Annotated in this window: 23 protein-coding genes; 10 read left to right on the top strand and 13 right to left on the bottom strand. The window is 70.5% G+C overall.

Annotated features, from left to right (window positions below):
* Positions 1–4: 4 nt before the first annotated feature.
* A complete protein-coding gene (locus tag F8S09_RS10345; protein ID WP_322618723.1) occupies positions 5–781 on the top strand; it encodes an exodeoxyribonuclease III in 777 nt (258 codons plus the stop codon).
* A 10-nt stretch (positions 782–791) separates the two neighbouring features.
* Here F8S09_RS10345 and F8S09_RS10340 read toward each other — a convergent pair whose 3' ends face one another.
* The 3 genes from F8S09_RS10340 to F8S09_RS10330 form a co-directional block, all read right to left on the bottom strand.
* Positions 792–2126: an MATE family efflux transporter gene (locus tag F8S09_RS10340; protein ID WP_322618722.1), complete on the bottom strand. Its 1335-nt coding sequence runs from the start codon at positions 2124–2126 to the stop codon at positions 792–794.
* 30 nt (positions 2127–2156) lie between these two features.
* Entirely contained in the window at positions 2157–3017 is an 861-nt protein-coding gene (locus tag F8S09_RS10335) for a phosphotransferase family protein (protein WP_194165307.1), read from the bottom strand.
* Positions 3018–3155: 138 nt separating this feature from the next.
* Entirely contained in the window at positions 3156–3413 is a 258-nt protein-coding gene (locus F8S09_RS10330; protein ID WP_152871409.1) for a hypothetical protein, read from the bottom strand.
* A gap of 61 nt (positions 3414–3474) precedes the next feature.
* Between F8S09_RS10330 and F8S09_RS10325 the strand changes: the two genes are divergently transcribed.
* Positions 3475–3714: a hypothetical protein gene (locus F8S09_RS10325; RefSeq protein WP_152871408.1), complete on the top strand. Its 240-nt coding sequence runs from the start codon at positions 3475–3477 to the stop codon at positions 3712–3714.
* Positions 3707–4333, top strand: a complete 627-nt coding sequence (locus tag F8S09_RS10320) for a phosphoribosylanthranilate isomerase (protein WP_322618721.1) — start codon at positions 3707–3709, stop codon at positions 4331–4333. Before F8S09_RS10325 ends, F8S09_RS10320 begins: the two co-directional genes overlap by 8 nt.
* A 288-nt stretch (positions 4334–4621) precedes the next feature.
* On the opposite strand, the gene F8S09_RS10315 is transcribed toward F8S09_RS10320, so the two are convergent.
* Positions 4622–5476 (bottom strand): metalloenzyme domain protein, encoded by an 855-nt coding sequence (locus F8S09_RS10315; protein ID WP_152871407.1) that lies wholly within the window; start codon positions 5474–5476, stop codon positions 4622–4624.
* Positions 5477–5538: 62 nt separating this feature from the next.
* Here F8S09_RS10315 and F8S09_RS10310 point away from each other — a divergent pair, with 62 nt between their 5' ends.
* From F8S09_RS10310 to F8S09_RS10300, 3 genes are all read left to right on the top strand, one after another.
* Positions 5539–6477, top strand: a complete 939-nt coding sequence (locus tag F8S09_RS10310; RefSeq protein ID WP_152871406.1) for a carbon-nitrogen hydrolase family protein — start codon at positions 5539–5541, stop codon at positions 6475–6477.
* A gap of 517 nt (positions 6478–6994) precedes the next feature.
* Positions 6995–7192 carry a hypothetical protein gene (locus F8S09_RS10305; protein ID WP_152871405.1) on the top strand — a complete coding sequence of 66 codons (198 nt, stop codon included), beginning with the start codon at positions 6995–6997 and terminating at the stop codon, positions 7190–7192.
* Positions 7143–7922: an endonuclease III domain-containing protein gene (locus F8S09_RS10300; RefSeq protein ID WP_152871404.1), complete on the top strand. Its 780-nt coding sequence runs from the start codon at positions 7143–7145 to the stop codon at positions 7920–7922. Before F8S09_RS10305 ends, F8S09_RS10300 begins: the two co-directional genes overlap by 50 nt.
* A 3-nt stretch (positions 7923–7925) precedes the next feature.
* Here the strand turns inward: F8S09_RS10300 and F8S09_RS10295 are convergent, their stop codons facing one another.
* From F8S09_RS10295 to def, 3 genes are read right to left on the bottom strand one after another with little or no spacing between them, the layout of a single operon-like run.
* Entirely contained in the window at positions 7926–8540 is a 615-nt protein-coding gene (locus F8S09_RS10295) for a hypothetical protein (RefSeq protein ID WP_322618719.1), read from the bottom strand.
* A gap of 1 nt (position 8541) precedes the next feature.
* Positions 8542–9507 (bottom strand): methionyl-tRNA formyltransferase, encoded by a 966-nt coding sequence (fmt, locus tag F8S09_RS10290; protein ID WP_322618718.1) that lies wholly within the window; start codon positions 9505–9507, stop codon positions 8542–8544.
* Positions 9504–10163: a peptide deformylase gene (gene def / locus F8S09_RS10285; protein ID WP_322618717.1), complete on the bottom strand. Its 660-nt coding sequence runs from the start codon at positions 10161–10163 to the stop codon at positions 9504–9506. Before def ends, fmt begins: the two co-directional genes overlap by 4 nt.
* 179 nt (positions 10164–10342) lie before the next feature.
* On the opposite strand from def, the gene F8S09_RS10280 reads away from it, so the two are divergent.
* The 3 genes from F8S09_RS10280 to F8S09_RS10270 all read left to right on the top strand — a co-directional run bounded on the left by F8S09_RS10280 (position 10343) and on the right by F8S09_RS10270 (position 12809).
* Positions 10343–11506 carry a tetratricopeptide repeat protein gene (locus tag F8S09_RS10280; RefSeq protein ID WP_152871402.1) on the top strand — a complete coding sequence of 388 codons (1164 nt, stop codon included), beginning with the start codon at positions 10343–10345 and terminating at the stop codon, positions 11504–11506.
* A gap of 73 nt (positions 11507–11579) precedes the next feature.
* On the top strand, positions 11580–12146 hold the full coding sequence (locus F8S09_RS10275) for a hypothetical protein (RefSeq protein WP_152871401.1): 567 nt from the start codon (positions 11580–11582) through the stop codon (positions 12144–12146).
* A 165-nt stretch (positions 12147–12311) separates the two neighbouring features.
* Positions 12312–12809 (top strand): sulfocyanin-like copper-binding protein, encoded by a 498-nt coding sequence (locus tag F8S09_RS10270; protein ID WP_152871400.1) that lies wholly within the window; start codon positions 12312–12314, stop codon positions 12807–12809.
* Between the two features lie 133 nt (positions 12810–12942).
* On the opposite strand, the gene glmS is transcribed toward F8S09_RS10270, so the two are convergent.
* From glmS to F8S09_RS10245, 5 genes are all read right to left on the bottom strand, one after another.
* Positions 12943–14763 (bottom strand): glutamine--fructose-6-phosphate transaminase (isomerizing), encoded by a 1821-nt coding sequence (gene glmS / locus F8S09_RS10265; protein WP_152871399.1) that lies wholly within the window; start codon positions 14761–14763, stop codon positions 12943–12945.
* Positions 14764–15143: 380 nt separating this feature from the next.
* Positions 15144–15422 (bottom strand): hypothetical protein, encoded by a 279-nt coding sequence (locus F8S09_RS10260; protein ID WP_152871398.1) that lies wholly within the window; start codon positions 15420–15422, stop codon positions 15144–15146.
* 21 nt (positions 15423–15443) lie between these two features.
* On the bottom strand, positions 15444–16793 hold the full coding sequence (locus tag F8S09_RS10255; protein ID WP_152871397.1) for a deoxyribodipyrimidine photo-lyase: 1350 nt from the start codon (positions 16791–16793) through the stop codon (positions 15444–15446).
* Positions 16794–16861: 68 nt separating this feature from the next.
* A complete protein-coding gene (locus F8S09_RS10250) occupies positions 16862–18064 on the bottom strand; it encodes a trans-sulfuration enzyme family protein (RefSeq protein WP_152871396.1) in 1203 nt (400 codons plus the stop codon).
* 124 nt (positions 18065–18188) lie between these two features.
* Positions 18189–18839 (bottom strand): trimeric intracellular cation channel family protein, encoded by a 651-nt coding sequence (locus tag F8S09_RS10245; protein ID WP_322618716.1) that lies wholly within the window; start codon positions 18837–18839, stop codon positions 18189–18191.
* Between the two features lie 169 nt (positions 18840–19008).
* Here F8S09_RS10245 and rpmF point away from each other — a divergent pair, with 169 nt between their 5' ends.
* Positions 19009–19191 (top strand): 50S ribosomal protein L32, encoded by a 183-nt coding sequence (rpmF, locus tag F8S09_RS10240; RefSeq protein ID WP_152871395.1) that lies wholly within the window; start codon positions 19009–19011, stop codon positions 19189–19191.
* Positions 19192–19309: 118 nt separating this feature from the next.
* Here the strand turns inward: rpmF and ubiE are convergent, their stop codons facing one another.
* A complete protein-coding gene (gene ubiE / locus F8S09_RS10235; RefSeq protein WP_152871394.1) occupies positions 19310–20032 on the bottom strand; it encodes a bifunctional demethylmenaquinone methyltransferase/2-methoxy-6-polyprenyl-1,4-benzoquinol methylase UbiE in 723 nt (240 codons plus the stop codon).
* Positions 20033–20035: the final 3 nt, after the last annotated feature.

Genomic DNA, 20035 nt, shown 5'->3' with positions numbered 1-20035 from the left:
CCCAGTGAAGCTTGCCACCTGGAACGTCAACTCGCTGAACGTGCGGTTGCCGCAGGTCCTAGCCTGGCTAGAGGCCCACCAGCCCGATGTGCTGGCGTTGCAGGAGACCAAGCTGGAGGACCACCGCTTCCCCGCCGCCGACTTCGCCACTCTGGGCTACTCGGCGGCCTTCTCCGGGCAGAAGACCTACAACGGGGTCGCCCTGCTCTCACGCACACCGCTGGGGGATGTACAGACCGGGATTCCGGGCTTTGAGGACGAGCAGCGGCGGGTGCTCGCGGCGACGGTGGGCGGGGTGCGGGTCGCCTGCCTCTACGTCCCCAACGGGCAGGCGGTGGGGTCGGACAAGTACGCCTACAAGCTGGAGTGGCTGGCCGCCGCGCGGGACTGGCTGCGGGACGAACTCGCCGCGCACGGGCGGCTGGCGGTCGTGGGCGACTTCAACGTGGCCCCCGAAGACCGCGACGTGCACAGCCCGAAGCGCTGGGAAGGGCAGGTGCTCGTGAGCGGACCGGAGCGGGACGCCTTCCGGGAGCTGCTGGACCTCGGCCTGCACGACGCCTTCCGGCTGCACGAACAACCCGAGCGGGTTTTCAGTTGGTGGCCCTACGGTCGCCTGGGGTTTCCCCGCAATTGGGGGCTTCGGATTGACCACGTGCTGGTCTCCCCTCCCCTGGCCGCCGAGTGCCGGGCCTGCACGGTGGACGTGGCCCCCCGGCGGCACGAGCGGCCCTCCGACCACGCCCCGGTGGTCGCCACCTTCGCGGCCCCGTCGGACTGAGTTCTCCCCGCTACAACCGCGCCCGCACCCAGCGCCCGGAGGCGAAGCGGATCGCATAGGCGACGGCGGCAAAGGCGATAAAAACGAGCGCCGCCGCCCACGCCCCCGTCACCCCGTAGCGGGGGGCCAGCAGGGTCGCGCCCACCACCATGACCAACCACGCGCCCACCAGCGTCACGACCAGCCGGAAGCGGGTGTCGCCCGCGCCGCCCAGCGCCCCGCCCAGCACGATGGCGACCCCATCCAGAATCTGGTAGGCGGCCATGACCGCGAGCACGCCTGCCCCCAGCGCAAGCACCTCGGGGCTGCGGTTGAACAGGCCGATCAGGGGCTCCGGCAGCGTCAGGAACAGCACCCCCAGCACGCCCATGAAGGCGGCGGCCAGCCCGGTCCCGCGCCAGCCGATGCGGGCCGCGATGTCCGCCCGGCCTGCCCCCAGCGCCCGCGAGAGCAGGCTCCCGGTGGCCGACGAGAGGGCGAAGGCGGGCAAAAATCCCAGACTGGCGAGCTGGTTGGCAATCTGCGAGGCGGCCAGTTCGGTCGGCCCCAGCCGCGAGATGACGCCCTGAAAGACGGTGAAGGCGCTGACCTCCGCCAGTTCGGTGACTCCGGCGGGCAGGCTGACCCGCCCCAGGCTGCCGAGTTCGGCGCGGGTGGGTCGCGCGGGCCAGAACCGCCCGAAGCGTGGCCCGTGCAATCGGCCCAGCAGCCACAGCGCCAGCCCGTTCTGGAGGGTCACGGCGATCACCGAGGCCCACGCTGCCCCCACTACCCCCCACCCCAGACCGAAGACGAACAGCACGGCGAGGGCAGCATTGACGACCATCACCAGCCAAGCGAGGCGCATCGGCGTGCGCGTGTTCCCCAGCCCCACCATGACCGCGAGGGCCGCGCTTCCCAGCAGCAGGGCCGGGACTTCCCAGACCCGGATGCCCACGTAGGTACGGGCCACGGCCGTGATGCTGGGGTCGGGCCGCAACAGGGCGAACAGGCCGTCCAGCAGCCACGGCCCCACCAGCGCGAGCGGCACCCCCACCAGCCCGCAGCCCAGAAAGACGCTCGCCCATCGGCGCACCCCCGCCTCGTCCCCGGCCCCCAGCGAGCGGGCCATGAAGGTGGCGGCCGTATTCAGGCTGCCCCGAAACAGCAGCACCAGCGTGAGCAGGCACATGTGCGCGAACCCCACCGCGCCCACCTCCACCACCCCCAGGCGGCCCATCAGCAGTGTGTCGGTCAACCCCACCACCGTGTAGGCGAGGTTGGAGAGCATCAGCGGCCCGGCGAGCGTGAGCAGTTCGCGGGTGGTGCCCTGCGGGGCGGCGGAGGCGGGGGCGGTGGCCGACACGCGGGGGAGGGTAGCACCCGCCCGCCCGAGCTATTCCGGCAGCACTTTCCGGAGATGCTCCAGATGTGCCCCGCGCCATTCCTGGGGGTCCTCCACGTGGGGCTGAATGTTGTCCACGTACCCCAGCGCCCGGAACAGCTCGCCCGCGCGGAGGGCGTCGGCGTGCAGGCCGCGGAGGTCGTCCAGCGGGGCGAGGTCGGCCCACTCGGAGAGGTAGGCGTCGTGCGCGGCGGCAATGTCCTCCGGTGGGGTCGGCGTGCCGTGCGCGGTCAGGTAGGCCGCGTTCGCGTCCAGAAACGGGTGGGTCACGCAGGCGTCCGACCAGTCCAGCAGGGTGAACTCGCCCGCCCGCTCCACCACGTTCCCGCCGTGCAGGTCACCGTGTCCCAGGGTGAGGGGCAGGGGACTGGCCTCCAGCCGGGTCAGGGCCGCTTCCAGCTCGGGGCGGAGGGCACGCAGCCGCCCGGCCTCGCCCGGAGTCAGGCCGCCCTCCTCTCCCACCAACAGCACCTCATCGGAAAAGAGGTCAGCCAGCCGCGAGCGCACCTGGGCCGGGCCACGGTCCTCCAGCCCCAGTGCGGGGAGGAGGGGCAGGGAAGCCCGCTGCACCCGCGCCACGTGGCGCAGCAGCGCCGGAAGGTCGGGCGCGTCCACGTCGGTCCCGGCGTCGGCCAGCAGGAGGAGGCCCCGGCCCTCGTCCGCCGCGAGGACGGGAGGCGCGGCCCCCGGCACCCCGGCCGCCCGCGCGGGCGTGACCCGCACCTCCCGCGCGAAGAAGTCCGGCACCGCCTTGAGGTACACCGGCCCGCCCGAGGTCGGCACCCGCCACAGCAGGCTGATCTGCCAGTGCTTGAGGACGGTCGGCTCGCCCGTGCGGGTCAGTCCCTGCACTCGCAGTTCCGCGTCCAGCCAGGCCAGCGTCCCGGCGGCCCAATCGGGGTGAAACCAGGGTGCCCGCCGGGGGGTGTGGGGGCTGAGGGCGGCGTATGCCCAGGCGCGTTCGTGTTCCGGCCACTCCTGGGGACGCTGCTAAACCAGGCCGGAGGGGAGGGCGTCGGCGTGGACGTGCCAGACCGTCTCGGCCCGCACCACGCCGCCCTCCTCTCCCAGTGGGGTGAAAGACAGCCGCCGCAGGAGGCGCACGGGCAGCCCCGCCGCATGCGCTGCCTCCGTCACGTTCGCCCCGTAATACGTCCGCGTGTCCACGGTCAGGGTGTGCCGGGCCACCCGCACGCCGTCCGGGTGCGTCAGGAGAAGGTGCAGGGTGGTTTCACGGCGCGGGAGCACTCGGCTAGCGTGGCATGGCCCCGACCTTTCGGCATCCGCCACTTGGCCCAGAATGGCGGTCATGAGCGACCGCGAACTCAACTTCGCCAAAACGATCCTGGGGGACCGTTCCTACCGCGACGTGCCCGACGACGAGGTGCTGCGCGAGTCCGAGCGCCTGCTCTCGGCATGGATGGCGGGCGAGCTGCGGCTGGAGCGCCCCAAGCTCTACGACCATTACGCCCTGCTGCTGGCCGCCCTACTGCGCCGCACCCGCGAGCTGGAAGCGCGGGTGGCCGAACTGGAGGCCCGCCGTGAGTGACCCCCCCTTCCCGGTGAGGGTCAAGGTCTGTGGTACCACCTCCGTCCACGACGCCGTGCTTGCGGCCGAGGCGGGGGCAGACGCATTGGGATTCATCTTCGCCCCCGTCAGCAAGCGGCTGGTGACGCCGGAGGTCGCGCGGGAGGCGGGCCTGAACGTCGGCCCGGTGGTGGCCCGCGTGGGCGTCTTTCTGGGACAGGGGCTGGACGAGGTGCTGCGAACGGCGGAGGCGGCCCGCGTCAGCGCCGTGCAGCTTCACGGCCCTTTAGCGCCCCTTTACCTGAAGGCGGTCGCCGCGTATTATCCCGTCCTGCGTGTGCTGCGCCCCGCTGACCTGGGACGCGAGGCCACCGCAGAGGAATTAGGCCTCCCCGGCGTGACGCCCATGCTGGACGCGCCCCAACCGGGAGGGGGCCAGCCGCTCGACTGGGCCGCCCTGCGGGGCCTCTTCCCGGCCGGGGGCTGGCTCGCCGGGGGCTTAGGGCCGGAGAACGTGGCGGAGGCAGTCCGCATTCTGAAGCCCGCGGGGGTGGACGCCGTGACCCGCCTGGAAGCAGCGGGCGGAATCAAGGACGCAGAACGGGTGCGGGCCTTCATCCAGGCCGCACGTGGCGCCTGAGCCATAAGTTATCCACAGGTTGGTGTTTCACTGTGGATAACTTGGCGAGCTTGTGGTCGATGCTCTGTTTGGGACAGAAAGCCCGTCTCAGACGCGATTCCATGAGGTAGCAGCCAGTCCAACCGCGCCCAGACGCGAGATGTTGTCCACAGGCCTTGTGGAAAAGGCTGTGGATAACTTCCATAGCCGAATCCGCCCTGGGTCACTTTTCTCGTTGTGGCCGCGTTTGCCTCGCGGCAACGCGCCTGAGAGAGACCCGCTGACCTTCCAATGCGGCGTTTCACAGAGCTAATTGGCGGCTGCCGGGAGTCCGAGGAAGCCAGCGATGATTTGCCCTCCCGCCACAATGTCCCCGGCGGGCGGCAGCGAAAGTCCAGCCCCGGCGAAGGGCACCCGCGCGAGCGTATGGCCCTTGACCGCCAGGTTTTCCAGATTGCCGTGGTCGCTGCTGACGATCACGGGGGCGCCTCCCTCCAGCAGCCCGGTCAGCAGGGCGTCGACCCGGCGCAGATAGGCGCGGCCCGCCGCGAGCGCGTCGGCTGGAACGGGCACCCGGCCCCGGTGCCCCAGCAGATCGCTGAGCCACAGGTCGGCGGCGATCAGGTCGTGGGTGCGGGCGGCGTGGGCCAGCCTCTCGCCCAGGCGGGAAAGGTCGGCGAGTGGGGTCTGCTCCGGCCAGGGCGCAGCGTACCCCAGCCCCAGCGTAGGAGACACCGGGGGCACCGCCGGGGGGTCCAGCGGCAGTCCAGCCGCCTGAAACGCGTAGGGAAAACAGCCTGGCCGGGGCCGCCGCGCCTGCGCCGCGTGATAGGCGGGGGGGTAGTGGTTGGCGAGGGCCGCCCGGCCCCCCGCCCGCGTGAGGCGTGCGGGCAGCCCCTCCTGGGCGAGCAGGCGCCGCAGCGTTGGGCCGGGGTGCGGGCCAAAGTGCTCGCCCATCACGCGCACGGCGTCCCGTCCGGTCAGCCAGCAGGTCTGCCCGGTGCCCGACTGCGGCAGGCCGGGCACGCCCAGGGTGGCGTCCAGCGCCTCTCCCCCGTCTACCAGGGGGCGCAGGGCAGGCAACTCGGCCTCCCACACCGACTCCGGCGGGGCGTCGGCCGGGTGGCCCACCCCGTCCAGCGCGAGCCACACCAGGCCAGTCATGGAAGGCAGGATAGCGGCCCCGGCTTCCCCTCTGCGGGGAGCGGCCCCGCTACACTCCCTCCATGACGGCGACGAACACGGACGTGGTGCGGGTGGCCGCGGCGGCCTACCCGGTGGACCGCTTGCCCGACTGGGCCGCGTACGAGGCCAAGCTCTCCCGCTGGGTGGCTGAGGCCGCCGGGCAGGGAGCGCGGCTGCTGGTCTTCCCCGAGTACGCGGCGCTGGAACTCATCGCACTGCTGCCGCCGGGGCTGCACCACGACATCCTGGGAATGCGGCCCGCGCTTCAGGCCCTGCTGCCCGACTTTCTGGCGCTACACGCACGGCTGGCGCGGGAGCATGGAACCGGTATCGTCGCGGGCAGTTACCCGGTCGCGCACGGGGACGGATATGTCAACCGGGCCTATGTGTTCGGGCCGGACGGGACCTACAGCCATCAGGACAAGCTGCTGATGACCCGCTTCGAGGCCGAGGAGTGGGACATCGTGCCGGGCGAGGGCGTGCGCGTTTTCGACCTCGGGGGGCTGCGCTTCGGGGTCGCCATCTGCTACGACAGCGAATTTCCGGCCCTCGCGCGGCGGTTGGCCGAGGGCGGGGCCGAGCTGCTGGTGGTGCCCTCCTTCACGGGGACGCGGGCCGGATACACCCGCGTCCGGGTCGGCAGCATGGCCCGTGCCCTGGAAAACCAGTTCTACGCCCTGCACGCCCCGCTGCTCGCGGACGCCGCCTGGACCTACGCGGTCGAGACGGCGGTGGGACAGGCGGCCCTCTACGCCCCCGCCGACGTGGGCCTGCCCGACACCGGCCTCGCCGCCGAGGGGAAGTGGCAGACACCGGGCTGGGTCGTGCAGGACCTCGACCTGGGGTTGACCCGGCAGGTGCGCGTGGACGGGCATGTGCTGAATTGGCGCGACCGGGAGGCGGCGGCCCGGCGACCGGGGGAGGCCGAAACCGTGGTGCTGGCGGCCGAGGCGAGCGCGGCGGAGGTTGCGGGATTCTGACGCGGGGTGCGGCGTGACAGTGGCGCGGGCGTTCCGGCATCAACGGCGAACTCCCTTCGCGGTCCCCAGGATGGTCCGCCCCGTTTTGCAGCCGATGGCCCAACCCACCCTCAGGCCGGTTGAGATTGACGAATCCTGCATACCGCGCTATCTTTATTTCACTCAACCGCCCGTAGTGGCGGTTTTTTCATGTCGGTCCACGCCGCCCCTCCCACGGTGGCTCCGACAAAGTCCGGTTAAACCGCTCCGAACCCGTTCAGTCTGAGCGGAGCAGGGGTGGATGGGAGACACGATGGGCGCTGCCCACTCCGGCACCGCCCTAGAGCATTTGACCGAGTTACGGCCCCTGGGGAACAGCGCCCCAGGTGTCTCCCAAGCGCCCAACGCTCTCCTTGAATTCGCTCGCTCTGCCCGGCTAACGAATGCGGGACACCACCGCATTCCTATAGCAAATGCTCTAAATCCGCCTTTACCCCCGTCTCGCCCGGCCATGCGGAGCGGGGCGCAGGCTGAGGCCATGACCGACGACACCCAGAAGAAGGGCTACGACCCCGCCCAGACCTCGCCCGCCGAGGGCCAAAGCCACGCCATCCCCAATGAGGCGCGGGGCGAGAACCCCGGCACCGACCCCGCCGACAAGGACCAACCTGCCGAGGGGGGCCGGGATGAGGCCGGGGGCGAGGGCGCCGACCGCTCCAGCGCCGCCCGTGACTGAGCCTACCCTCAACGCGGCCCGCCCTCCCCGGGAGCGGGCCGAACTGCTGGAGTGGATGTCCGGCCTGCTTCGGACCGAGTACGGCGAGCGCCCGCTCGTCCCCCGGCGTGCCCCCATGCACGAGCTGATCAGCACCATCCTCTCCCAGCGCACCACCCATCAGGACGAGGAGGCGGCCTATCAGGAACTGCTCACCCTGGGAGACTGGGACGCGATCATAGAGGCCCCGACCGAAGCCGTCGCCCACGCCATTCGGCGCAGCAACTACCCCGAGAGCAAGGCCCCGCGTATCCAGGCCACCCTGCGGGCCATCCGGGAACAGCGGGGCGGGTACGACCTCGACTTTCTGGCCGAACTGCCCGTCAAGGACGCCCTGAAATGGCTGACCGACCTGCCCGGCGTGGGGGTCAAGACCGCGTCGCTCGTGCTGCTGTTCAACTACGCGCGGCCCGTCTTTCCGGTGGATACGCACGTCCACCGCATCAACACCCGCGTGGGCACGATTCCCCGGATGGGCGAGCAGGCGGCGCACCGGGCACTCCTCACGCTGCTGCCGCCCGACCCGCCGCACCTCTACGAACTGCACGTCAACCTGCTGCGCCACGGCCAGCGCGTCTGCACGTGGACCCGCCCGAAGTGCCCGGCCTGCGTGCTGCGCGAGCGTTGCGACGCCTTTGCCGTCTATGGGAACAACGTGCCCAGTTTCAGCGAGAAGCCCGCGAAGTCCTGACCTTCAGCCCCGTTCCCGCTCGCGCAGCACGAGTTGAATCAGGCCCAGCGTGACGAGTTCGCCCTCCTCGGGGCGGGCCGGGCGCAGCGCCTCGACCTCGAAGCGGCGCGAGAAGAGGCTGCGGCGCTTGCGGACGCGGAAAGCAGGTTCTCCAGCAGCGTCGCTCACGGTGTAGGTCGGGTTGACGAGGTAGTCGAAGCCCGCCGCCACGAGGTCGCCCACCAGGGGCACCGCGCCGATCACGCCCTCCACTACGCTCATCCAGGGGTGGTCGTCGCGCATGGTGAAGGCGAGGTCATCCTCCGCGCCGTAGAGCTCGTAGCTCGCGCCCCAGAGGGTCCGGACGCCGTGGGCCTGCAAGGCACCCACCGGGGTGCCGTCCAGCCGCCGGATCAGCCGCCGCGCCCGCCAGTCGAGCGCCCCGGCCATCCGCCCCTGCGCCCGGATGCCGTGCGTCTGCACCTGCCGCGTCTCGTCGCTGTAGACGCGCACCTCGTCGCGCACGCTGAAAAACTTCTCCTTGACGACCGCCACCAGTCGGCCCTCGGCGTCGGTCACGCGCAGTTCGGTCAGCAGGCTGAACTTGAATTCCAGCGTGAGGGGAAAGGCGGGATTCACGCTACCCGGTACGCCCTGGGTCGGCCACAGGTTCCCAGAGGTCGAACTGGGTGCCCCGGCCCACCCCCGCGCCCGAGGCCCACACGGGGGCGGGCTGGGCCTTGCGGGCCTCGGGCTGCACGGTCGCCACCCGCACGGCCCCCTCGCCGCACGCGACGGTCAGACCATCAGCGTCCACGCCCAGCACCTCGCCGGGCTGGCCCTGCCCCTCCGTGATCGTCAGGCCCGAGAGCTTCAACCGCGCTCCCCCCAGAAAGGCCGTCGTCTGCGGCCACGCGGCCACGCCCCGGTAACGGTCGACGACCGCTCGCGCGGGGTCGGCCCAGCGCACGAACCCGTCCTCCTTGGTAAGCAGCGGGGCATGGGTGGCCCGCGCGTCGTCCTGCGGAACGGGGGTCAGGTCGGGCAGGCGCGACAGGGCCTCCACGATCAGGCGGGCAGCCTGGACACTCAGCGCGTCCGACAGCTCCAGACTGGTCCACTGGGGGGCGATGGGCAGCTCCTCCTGCAACAGGATCGGCCCGGTGTCCAGCCCCTCGTCGGTCTGCATGATGGTCGTGCCCGTGACCGTCTCGCCCCCAATCAAGGCCCACTGGATCGGCGCGGCGCCCCGGTACTTGGGCAGCAGGCTGGTGTGGGTGTTCAGGAAGCCGTGCCGGGGCACGGCCAGCAGCGGCCCCGGCAGAATCTTGCCGTAGGCGCAGGTGACGGCCACGTCCGCACCGGAGTCGCGCAAGCGGGCCTCGAAACTGGCGTTGCCGCGCAGCTTGCGGGGCTGGGCGAGGGGCAGGCCCACCTCGGCGGCGCGGGCGGCGACCGGGGGCGGCGTGAGCTTCAGGCCCCGGCCCACGGGCTTGTCGGGCTGCGTGACCACCAGCACGACCTCGAAGCGCTCGCGGATCGCGTCCAAGACGGGCACGGCGAAGGCGGGCGAGCCGAAGAAGGCCACGCGGGGCGTGAACGTCACTCTCGGCTCTCCCGCTGCGCCTTTTGCACCTCGGCCAGCTCCGCGAGGAACTGCTTGGACTTGCGCTGCATGGCCGCAAGTTCCTTGCGGTAGTCCTCGGTGACCTCGGGGGGCAGGCGGTCGAGGAAGAAGACGCCGTCGAGATGGTCCGTCTCGTGCTGGAAGACGCGGGCGAGGTAGTCGTCTGCTTCCAGGGTCCGCTCCTGGCCATCGAGGTCGGTGTAGCGCACCTGGACCCCTCGGGCGCGGGCGACGCCTTCCTCGTAGATGCCGGGAATGCTCAGGCAGCCTTCCTGGTAGGCGCGGTCCTTTTTCTTGTCGGTGACAGTGAGGACCGGATTGAGCATCACGAACTCGCGCAGGACTCGGGACTTCAGGGGCTTGTCGCCGCCCTCGTTTTCTTCCTCGTCGTCCTCGTACTCGACCGCCACGAACAGCCGCACGGAGAGGCCCACCTGCGGGGCGGCGAGGCCCACCCCCCGCGCCTCGAACATCGTCTCCAGCATGGTGTTCGCCACCTCGCGGACAGTCTGCGGACCGAAGCCGGGGACGGTCAGGGTGTCGCCCGGTTGCACGGGCTTTGCCTTGCGGCGCAGCACGGGGTCGCCGTACAGACGGATGGGGTAGATGCGGGGCGGGGCGTCAGTGGCCTTCACAATGCTTCCGTTTTACCAGAGGCCGGTGAGCCTGCCCCGGCACGCGGGCACCTTCGGGGGCAGCGTCCCACGCCGGGGGCGGGCCTTGAGGCCCCTCTCACGCAGCGGCCATACCCGCTGCCCAGCATCGGGAGGACGTTTCCGGCCCTTTCCGTTTGCTTTGCCCCCAAGGAGGTCCCATGTCCACCCGTTCCCTGCTGCTGCTCGGCACCCTGCTGCTCGCCGCACCTGCCACTGCTCAGACGACGACCCAGACGGCACCCGCTCAGCCCGCCGCGACCGCGCCTGCCTTCGCGAGTGCGGCCCAGGCCACCGCCGAGGCCCGCCGCCTCGCGGACGAGGCCCGGCGCACCTATCCGGCGGGCAGCGCCAGCATCGACCAGGCGCTGTGGCGCTCGGCGGTGGACGCGACGGAGGCGGCGGTGACCCTGGACCCCGGCAACGCGGACGCCCTGCGCCTCCGCGCCCAGCTCTACACCGAGGTCGGCTTCTGGCGTCAGGCCGAGTTGAGCTGGCAGGCCCTCTTCCGCGTCGCGCCCGCCAGCCCCGGCAGCGCCGACGCCCGGCAGGCGGCGACCGCCCAGTACAACCTGGGGTATGCGGCCTACACTCGCAACCAGCCCAGTCAGGCGGCGGCTTCCTTCGCAGCATGTTTGCAACTTGACCCCACCAGCGTCCCCTGCGCGACGTGGGCGGCCCGCACCGCGCTGGAGTCGGGCAACTACGCCGGGGCCCAGACCCTCTACGACCGGGCGCTGCAACTCGCGCCCGGCGACCGCACCCTGACCTATTTCCGGGGGCTGGCGGCCAGTGCGTCGCGCTATGGCCCTGCCGCCACCCGTGCGTTCAGCCGGGCCTACGGCGAGCTGGAGGCAGGCCGCAAGACTCAGGCCCTCGCCGGATTTCAGGAGGCGGCCCGCAGCGCCCCCAATTTCGCGGAAGCGTGGCGGGAGGCCGGGCGGCTGGCGCTGGAGCTTGGAGATGCGGGGGCCGCCCGCGCCGCCTACCAGGGGGCGGTGGCCCTGCCCGGCGCGACGGCGAGCGACCGTTACAACCTCGCGCTCGCGCAGGAGGGCGAGCAGTTCGGGCTGGGGGCCGTGCAGACCTTTCGCACCGCCTACACCCGGTACACGGCGGGCGACCGTGCCGGGGCCGAGGCCGGATTCCTGGAAGCGACCCGCCTGAACCCCCGCTACGCGAAGGCTTGGGCGTGGCTGGGCCGCGTGCGCTACGAGGCCAAGAACTATGCGGGCGCGACGCAGGCTTACGGGCAGGCGGTGGCGCTGGACCCGAACGACAAGAGCAGCGCCTATTTCCTGCGGCTGGCGCAGCAGGGCAAGTAACGGGGGAGGCCGGGAGGAGGTCGCTCCCCGGCCCTCTCACGGAGAAGGGCGGTGCGCGGCCTACGCTGGGGCCATGCGCCGCCTCTCCCTCTTGCTGCCCGTCGCCCTCCTGCTCGCTGCCTGCGGGTCGCGGGAGGCGCGGCCTCCAGAGGCACATGACCTCAGCGGCACTGTGTCGGAGACTTGGGCGGAAAAGCCCCGTCTCGCACTCGTCGGGATAGGGCTGCCCGACGCTTTCAAGAATGAAAGCCGCTACGAGCAGACGGCGGTGCGGCAGTCGGACGGCACCTGGACGTTTGGAATGGACTTGCCCCCGGTGCCCGACGTGCTGGGCGTCTATCAGGTCGTGGCCTTCGTGGACCGCGACGGTGATGCCCGCTTCGACCCCGACGAGGTGGGTCAGGCGGCCCGCAACCGCCAGTGGCTGATCTTCAGCCCGGCAGATATGGAATCCAAGCGTGTCACTATCTCAGCGTCCTCCCGTCTCCGGGAGTACTTCCCCGAGTGGGACGGAGAAGTGCTTCCCGCCCTACGCCTGAAGCGTGGGTGGAACCTATACGATCACGCTGCGGCTCTGACTGGGGACAATCCTCGCCCAGTTAAAAAGGAGGGCGAGCCGGGCTACGACCTCAGCCGCTGACCGGCAAAACAGACATGCCGCCGTCCCATCCGGGCATTCCCGCCCGGCGGCGGCCCCTGTACGGTGAACCCGAGCCGCCTGCCCTCAGCTTCCTTCACCTCGTGCCCGCCGTGCGGTGGGTCCGGCGCGGGACACTGGCGCTGCCAGGCGGCCAGGGGGAAGACCATGAACCGACTCGCACTGTCCGCCGTGCTCCTGACGGCCCTCGCTCCCGCCCTCGCGCAGTCGTCGGGCACCACTTCTGCCCCGCCCACCGTGACCTCGCGGTCGGCGAGCAAGACGGTGCAGGTGGCGTTTGTCGCGGGGCACGCGGGCCACAATGGCGGCCTGAACTACAACGGCGACGCCAAAGGCGAGAAGACGCTCACCGTGCCACTGGGCTGGACCGTGGAGGTCAGCCTCAGCAACGCCGGGAAGATGCCGCACGACTTCGCCGTGGTCGCGGGGACGGCGGTGCCCACCGACTTCAGCAAGGTACGCCTCGCCTTCCCGAACGCGGCGACCAGCGTGATCGCGCCCGGCGGGGCGGCGGCGGCGACCCGCTTCGTGGCGAACCGGCCGGGCACCTACCTGATCCTGTGCCGCGTCGGGCGGCATGCCCAGAACGGCATGTACGTGAAGATGACCGTCTCCAACAGCGTGAAAGCGCCCACCTACCGCTAGAGCGCCGGATGGCCCCTTCGGTCCTGGGCGTGAGGGGTCGGCTCCCGTGGTGGCGCTGTGATGAACACCACCGGGAAGTCGACCCCTGACCGGATGTCGCGGACCGCAGGGCGATCTGCCTGTCGCGCTGGAGCTATTCCACCGTGACGCTCTTGGCGAGGTTGCGCGGCTTGTCCACGTCCTTGCCCAGGTAGCTTGCCGTGAAGTAGCTTAGCAGCTGCAGGGCCACCGCGTTCACGACGGGGCTGACCATCTCGTGGGCGCGGGGCACGTACAGCACGTCGTCGGCGTGCTGGGCGTTCTCGGTATCGCCGTCGCTGAGCAGCGCGATCACCTTGCCGGAGCGGGCGCGGACCTCCTGCACGTTGGAGATGGTCTTTTCGAGCAGGTGACTCTCGGTCGCCACCACCACAACGGGCAGGTTCGCGTCGATCAATGCGATGGGGCCGTGCTTCATCTCGCCCGCCGCGTAGCCCTCAGCGTGGATGTAGCTGATCTCCTTGAGCTTCAGCGCCCCCTCGAAGGCGGTGGGCGCGTTCACGCCGCGCCCCAGGAAGAGGTAATCGCGGGCCTGCGCGTACTTCTCGGCCACCCGCTTGATCTCGGCGACGCGGGCGGGGTTCAGCGCTTCTTCCACCAAGCGCGGCAACTCGCGGGTCGCGTGCAGCAGGTCCTTCGCCTGGGTGTCGCTCAGGGTGCCACGGGCACGGCCCAGCCACAGCGCGAGCATCACGAAGGCGCCCACCATCGACGTGTACGCCTTGGTGCTCGCCACCCCGATTTCCGGCCCGGCGTGAATGTACAGCGTGTCGTCAAGTTCGCGGGTCATGGAGGAGCCTTTGGCGTTGATGACACCGAGGGTCTTGGCGCCGCCCTTCTTGGCCTCGCGCAGGGCTTCAAGGGTGTCAATCGTCTCCCCCGACTGGCTCACCACGATGGCAAGGGTGTTCTCGCTGACCAGCGGATTGCGGTAGCGGTACTCGGAGGCCACGTCCACCTCGACGGGGATGCGGGCGAGCTGCTCGATCAGGTACTCGCCCACCAGCCCGGCGTAGTACGCGGTGCCGCAGGCGATGATCGAGATGCGCTTGAAGCTCTGGGGATCAAGGCCGATGTCGAGGTTCACCTCGCCCGTGTCGTCGTGCAGGCGGCCGATCAGGGTGTTCGTCAGCGCCGTGGGCTGCTCGTAGATCTCCTTGAGCATGTAGGTGTCGAAGCCTCCCTTCTCGGCGGCCTCGGCGTCCCAGTCGATGCGGTCGATGGGGCGCTCCTGGGGGTTGCCCGTCAGGTCGGTGACCCGGTAGCCGTCGTCGTGCAGCACGACCATGTCGCCGTCGTGCAGGAAGACCATGTTGCGGGTGTAGGGCAGCAGCGCGGGCACGTCCGACGCGAGGAACATCTCGCCCTCGCCCACGCCCATGACCAGCGGGCTGACGGTCCGGGCCGCGACGATCTCGCGGTGGTCCACGTGCGTCACCACGATGCCGTAGGCCCCGCGCACCTGCGAGAGGGCCGTCCGCACCGCCGCTTCGAGGTCGCCCGTGTAGGCTTCCTCGATCAGGTGGGCCAAGACTTCCGAGTCCGTCTCGCTCTTGAAGGTGTGGCCGCGCTCGATCAGGCCTGCCTTGAGGGACAGGTAGTTCTCGATGATCCCGTTGTGGATGATCACGGTGCGCCCGTCCTCGGTGGCGTGGGGGTGCGCGTTCGTGTCGTTGGGCAGGCCGTGGGTGGCCCAGCGGGTGTGCCCGATGCCCAGGGTGCCCGGCAGCGGCGAGTGCTCCAGCTCCCCGCTGAGGTTGGCGAGCTTCCCGGCCTTCTTCTTCACTTCAATCTGGCCGCCGTCCGCGACCGCCACGCCTGCGCTGTCGTAGCCGCGATATTCCAGCTTGGCGAGGCCAGAGATGAGCACGTCCTGCGCCTGCCTGCTGCCGATGTATCCGACGATTCCGCACATGGGAACTCCTCTCCCGCGCCCGGCACTCGGGCCAGGGCGGGCAGTGTCTGGGTTGGATTTGAATGCACCGCGCGGCCTTATCCCTGCGTCGCCGCAGAAGCTTATCGCCGCGCTTCACCGCGTAAGCGGTCGGGTAGGCCCGTGCTGGGGCCTGGAGGCATCCGCAGAAACTCGCTGACCTCCACCTCGTCTTCTGCCCCCAGGGAGGGAGCAGACCTTGCGCTGCCCTGTCGCTGTTTGCCCTCAGTCAGGGGAACCGGACACCCGCGGTTCGGGCCGAGCATAGCACCTCCCCTCCCGGTGAGTGCTTTACACACCTCACTCACTGGGAGGGCAACTTCGAGGTTCCACCGTCCACCGACGACCGCGCGTTGCCAGGATCAGCAGAAAAACGGGGCCGTGAAGATGAGGAAAGCCGCCGCCAGTAGCAGGGAAACCCCCAACGCGGCCCAGAAGGTGAACTGAGTGGAGAAGTAGGCGACGACGAACGACATGACGCTCAGGGAGAAGGTGAAGAGCGCCCTCTCCTTTATGCCGCCCAGTATCTGCCCACACGAATTCCGTGGCGTGAAGTAGAACAGGCTGACAGCGAAGCACAGCACAAGGAAATCGATCAGGGCGGCGAAGGCTGGATTCCAACCCTTGGGAGTCTGGCTCACAAGGTCAAGGATGACAGCACTTCAGGACAAACCCGTCCAGCGCCGGGCGTAGGCGTCGGCGTCGAACTTGCGGTTCAGGCCACTCGCGGCTAGGTAGCGCACTGTGCCGAAGATCGGGCGGCGTGCCCAGGGGCGGTCGTGCAGGCCGAAAATCCAGCCCACGCTGGCGTAGGAGTTCGCGTCGCGGCCGTCGAGCTGGTAGCGGTTGTTCAGCCAGAGGGTCGTGGCGTAGGCCGCCTGCGGGGTCGCGCTCCACTCCAGAATCTTTTTGCCCCAGTACATCCGCATGGCGTTGTGCATTCGGCCGGTGCGGACCATCTCGGTATGCGCGGCGTTCCAGTAGGGGTCATGGGTCTGCGCCGCGTCCAACTCCTCGCGGGTGTAGAGGTGCGGGCGGGGGTCTGCGGCGTGGGCCTCCAGGTTCTCACGTGCCCACTTCGGCAGGCCCTCGTAGCGGTCGTAGTCGGGGTTGAACTCGCAGAAGTTGAAGCTGAGTTCGCGCCGCACGATCATCTCCTCCAGAAAGGTGTCGAGGCCGGGACCGCCGTCCGAATGTTCCCGCGCGGCAAGAGCCGCCGTCAGGGGCGAGAGGTGCCCGTAGTGCAGGTAGGCGCTCAGGCGGCTGCCCCCGTCCACGTTGGGGTCACGCCGCCCGGAGTCGTAGCCCGGCAGCAACCGGGTGACGAAGTGCTCCAGCCGCGCGAGGGCCTTCGCCTCGCCGCCCTCCTCCTCGCCGGGGGGCACGCTGTTGTCCACGCCCAGCGCCCGCACGGTCAGCGCGGGGTCAGACACGTCCAGGCCGGGGTCCCAGTCGGGGTGGCCCACCCCACCCTCCTGCACCTCCACCGGCACCAGAAAGCGCTCCAGCACGCGGTGCAGCTTGGGCCGCAGGGTCCGCGCCCCCACCTCCTGCCGGTTCGAGACGAGGCGGACGGGCACCACCGCGTCGGACTCGACCTGCACGAAGGGGACCTCCAGCCGCTCCGCGAGGCTCGCCCGCCACTGGCGGCCAGGGCGCAGGTACCCCCGGTCGGTCACGACGAGACTGGCCCCCCGCGCGGCCTTAGCGACCTCCTCCGGCGGGTCCCCTAGGCGGACGGAGAGGGGAATCCCCCGCGTCGACAGCCCGGCCCTCAGGTCGCGCAGCCCCTCCAGCAGGTACTGGAAGTGCCGGGCGTTCGCCTCGGGGTAGGCGGGGTTCAGGGCGAAGACGGCGGCGAGGGGCACGCCGAGGCGCCGGGCCTCCCCCACTGCGTATTCGAGGGCGTGGTTGCCCACCGTCCGCACGCTGGACTGCACCCACAGCAGCACGAAGCCGCCCCGCCCCGGCTCTCCCGGCCGCAACCACTCCACCCGCTCGGGCTGAATCATGGCCGGGTTCTACCCTGCCCCACGCCGCCGGGACGGTAGGCGATGCTGCCGAATGCTCCTCCCGGCCTTCAGTCTCCCGCGCCCACCGGCACCCGCTCCAGGGCGCCCAGCACATCCGCGATCAGGTCGGCCTCGTCCTCGATGCCCACCGAGAGGCGCACCAGCCCCGGCGTGACGCCCTGGCGCATCAGCGTTTCCTCGCCCAGCAGTTGGTGGGTGGTGCTCGCGGGGTGGCACGACAGGCTCTCCACGTCCCCGAGGCTGACGGCCTGGGTGAAGAGGCGCAGATTATTCAGGAAAGTGAAGGCGGCCTCCTGGGTGCCGAGGTCCAGGCTGAGCAGGCCCCCGAACGAGCGCATCTGCCGCGCCGCGACCGCGTGACCGGGGTGGGAGGGGAGGCCGGGGTAATGCAGGGCCTTCAAGGCCGGGTGACCCTCCAATGCCCGCGCGAGTGCCATCGCGCCCTGGCAGTGGGCTTCCATTCGCAGCGGCAGGGTCTTGAGGCCGCGCAGCAGCAGGTACGCCTCAAAGGGGCCGAGCACTGAACCGACGTGCCGCAGCCCGTGCAGCCGCAGCTCGGTCACGAGGTCCGCCGACCCCACGACCACGCCCGCCACCACGTCCCCGTGCCCGCCGAGGTACTTGGTGGCCGAGTGCATCACGAGGTCGGCGCCGTGCTCCAGCGGACGCGTCAGGTACGGGGTGGCGAAGGTGTTGTCCACCACGACGAGCGCCCCCGCCGCGTGCGCGACCGCCGAGGCCGCCGCGAGGTCCACGATCCCCACCGTGGGGTTGGTGGGCGTCTCCAGCCAGACCAGCCGGGTGCGCTCCGTCACCACTTCGCGCAGCGCCTCCACGTCCGCCGCCTCGTGAACGGTCACCCCGAAATTGCCGAGGATGTCGCGCAGCAGCCCCTCGGTGCCACCGTAGAGGGGACCGACGAAGGCCACTTCGTCCCCGGTCCGCAGCAGCGTTAGTGCGATGGCACTCGCTGCGCCCATGCCGCTGCCAAAGGCGACGGCGGCCTCCGCCCCTTCCAGGCTGGCGACCTTTTCCTCGAAGGCAGTCACCGTGGGGTTGGAGAGGCGGGAATAGAAGTAGCCGCTTTCCTCGCCCGCGAAAAGCCGCCCCCCGCGCTCGGCGGTGCCGTAGCCGAAGGTCGAGGTCGCGTAGATGGGCACCGCGTGGGCGCCCGTCACGGGGTCGAGGCCGTGTCCCGCGTGGACGGCACGGGTGCGGAATCCGGCGGGCCGGTCGGCTTGTGTAGACATGGTAGGGGCAGTGTAGGGCATGGGGAAGCCGAGTCGCCAGCTTCCAGCGGCCAGTCGCCAGTCTCCCGGCGCTTCGGCCCTGGCCCCGTGAGCTGGTTGCTGGCGGCTGGAAGCTGGCCGCCCCTCACCCCTCCGGCAACCGCCGCACCGGCAACCGCACCCAGCCCCGGCGCGAGAGGTAGCGCAGCAGCAGGACCGTGGCCGCGCCGCCGAGCTGGGCCTGGAAGGGCGTGAGGTGCGGGTGAAGCAGGTACACGGTGAGGGCTCCGGCGGCGGCAGCAGTGGCGTAGAGCTGGTCGCGGCGGTACATCACCTCGGGGACCTCGTTGGCGATCAGGTCGCGGATGATGCCGCCGCCCACCCCGCTAAGCGCCCCCGCGAAAATCACCCCCAGCGGCCCTAACCCGGCGGCAATGGCCCCCAGCGCTCCCGACGCGGCGAAGAGGGCCAGCCCGACCGAGTCGAACACGCTCAGCGCCTTTTCGAAGCGGGCCAGCCGCTCCCCGAAGGCGAAGGCGATCACGGCCCCGGCAATCGCCACCCACAGGTAGGTTTCGTCGCGCAGGAACACGGGGAGGGCCTGCCCGGTCAGCGTATCGCGGATGGCGCCGCCGCCCACCGCCGTCACGCAGCCCAGCACGAGCACCCCGAACAGGTCAAAGCGTTTGCGCACCGCCAGCAGCGCCCCCGACAGGCTGAAGGCCAGGATGCCCAGCAGATCGAGCCACCGCAGGCCCGCTTGCAGGGTGACTTCGGGGAGGACGAGTTCATGCACCTTGCCGCCATGCTAACGCGGCCCTCTCCCATCTGTCAGAGCGCGTGCTATACTCCCGGCTGTTGTCTCGCGTCCGGCCCGCGCCCCCGGCCTGGCCCGGCCGAGAAGATGGCCCCGGCGCGTCCCCCAGTCCCCCCAGCGCCGAGCGGCGAGAGCGAGGAGAAACATCATGGCGAAGCATCCCGTCCCTAAGAAGAAGACCAGCAAGAGCAAGCGCGACATGCGCCGCAGCCACCACGCGCTCGTCGCCCCCAACCTCGTCGAGTGCCCCCAGTGCCACGCCAAGAAGCTCCAGCACCACATCTGCCCGAGCTGCGGCGCGTACAACGGCCGTCAGGTCTTGGCCGTCTGAGGATCAGCAAGTCAAGGAGGCTCCCCACGCGGGGGCCTTTTTTTGTGGCCTGCTGCGTGTGGCGTGTGGCATACAGAGGGGCCGTTCCCCGCGCCACACGCCACGGGCCAGCGGTCCCTTACCCCTTGTCCCCCACATGAATCGCCGCGATGCCGAAGGTCAGCAGGCGAAAGCGGGTGCGGAAGCCCGTCGCGTGCATCAGCCCCGCGAGGCGCTCCGGGTCGGGAAAGGCGAGCACGCTCTCGGGGAGGTAGGTGTAGGCGCCCGCGTTGCCGCTGATGAGCGCCCCCACGCGCGGGAGAATCTGCCGGAAGTAGAAGCGGAACAGCGCCCCGAAGAGGCCGGGGCGGGGCGGCGGAAACTCCAGGATCACCAGCCGTCCGCCCGGCGCGAGAACCCGCCACATCTCGGAGAGGCCCCGCGCGTAGTCGGCGAAGTTGCGAAAGCCGAACGCGCAGGTCACGGCGTCGAAGGACCCGTCGGGATAGGGCAGGTTCAGCGCGTCGCCCTCCTCCAGCCGCACTTCCAGATGCCGACCCCTGGCCTTCTCGCGGGCGATGTCCAGCATCTCGGGCACGAAGTCGCTGCCCACGACCTCGGCGTGCGGGGCACGGGCCTTGAGCTCCAGCGCGAAGTCGCCGGTTCCGGTCGCCACGTCGAGGATGCGCCGGGGCGAGAGGGCCAGCGCCTCCCGCGCCGCCTCCCGCCGCCACGCGCGGTCCACGCCGAGGCTCAGCACGCGGTTGAGAAGGTCGTAGCGGGGCGCGATGGAGGCGAACATCGCCTGCACCTCGCGCCCCCGGTCCTGCTTGTCACCCACGGGCGGGCGGGAACTCGTCATGGG

This window comes from Deinococcus terrestris (genome assembly GCF_009377345.1).
GTDB lineage: Bacteria > Deinococcota > Deinococci > Deinococcales > Deinococcaceae > Deinococcus > Deinococcus terrestris.
This window is presented reverse-complemented; position numbering and strand designations above follow the sequence as displayed.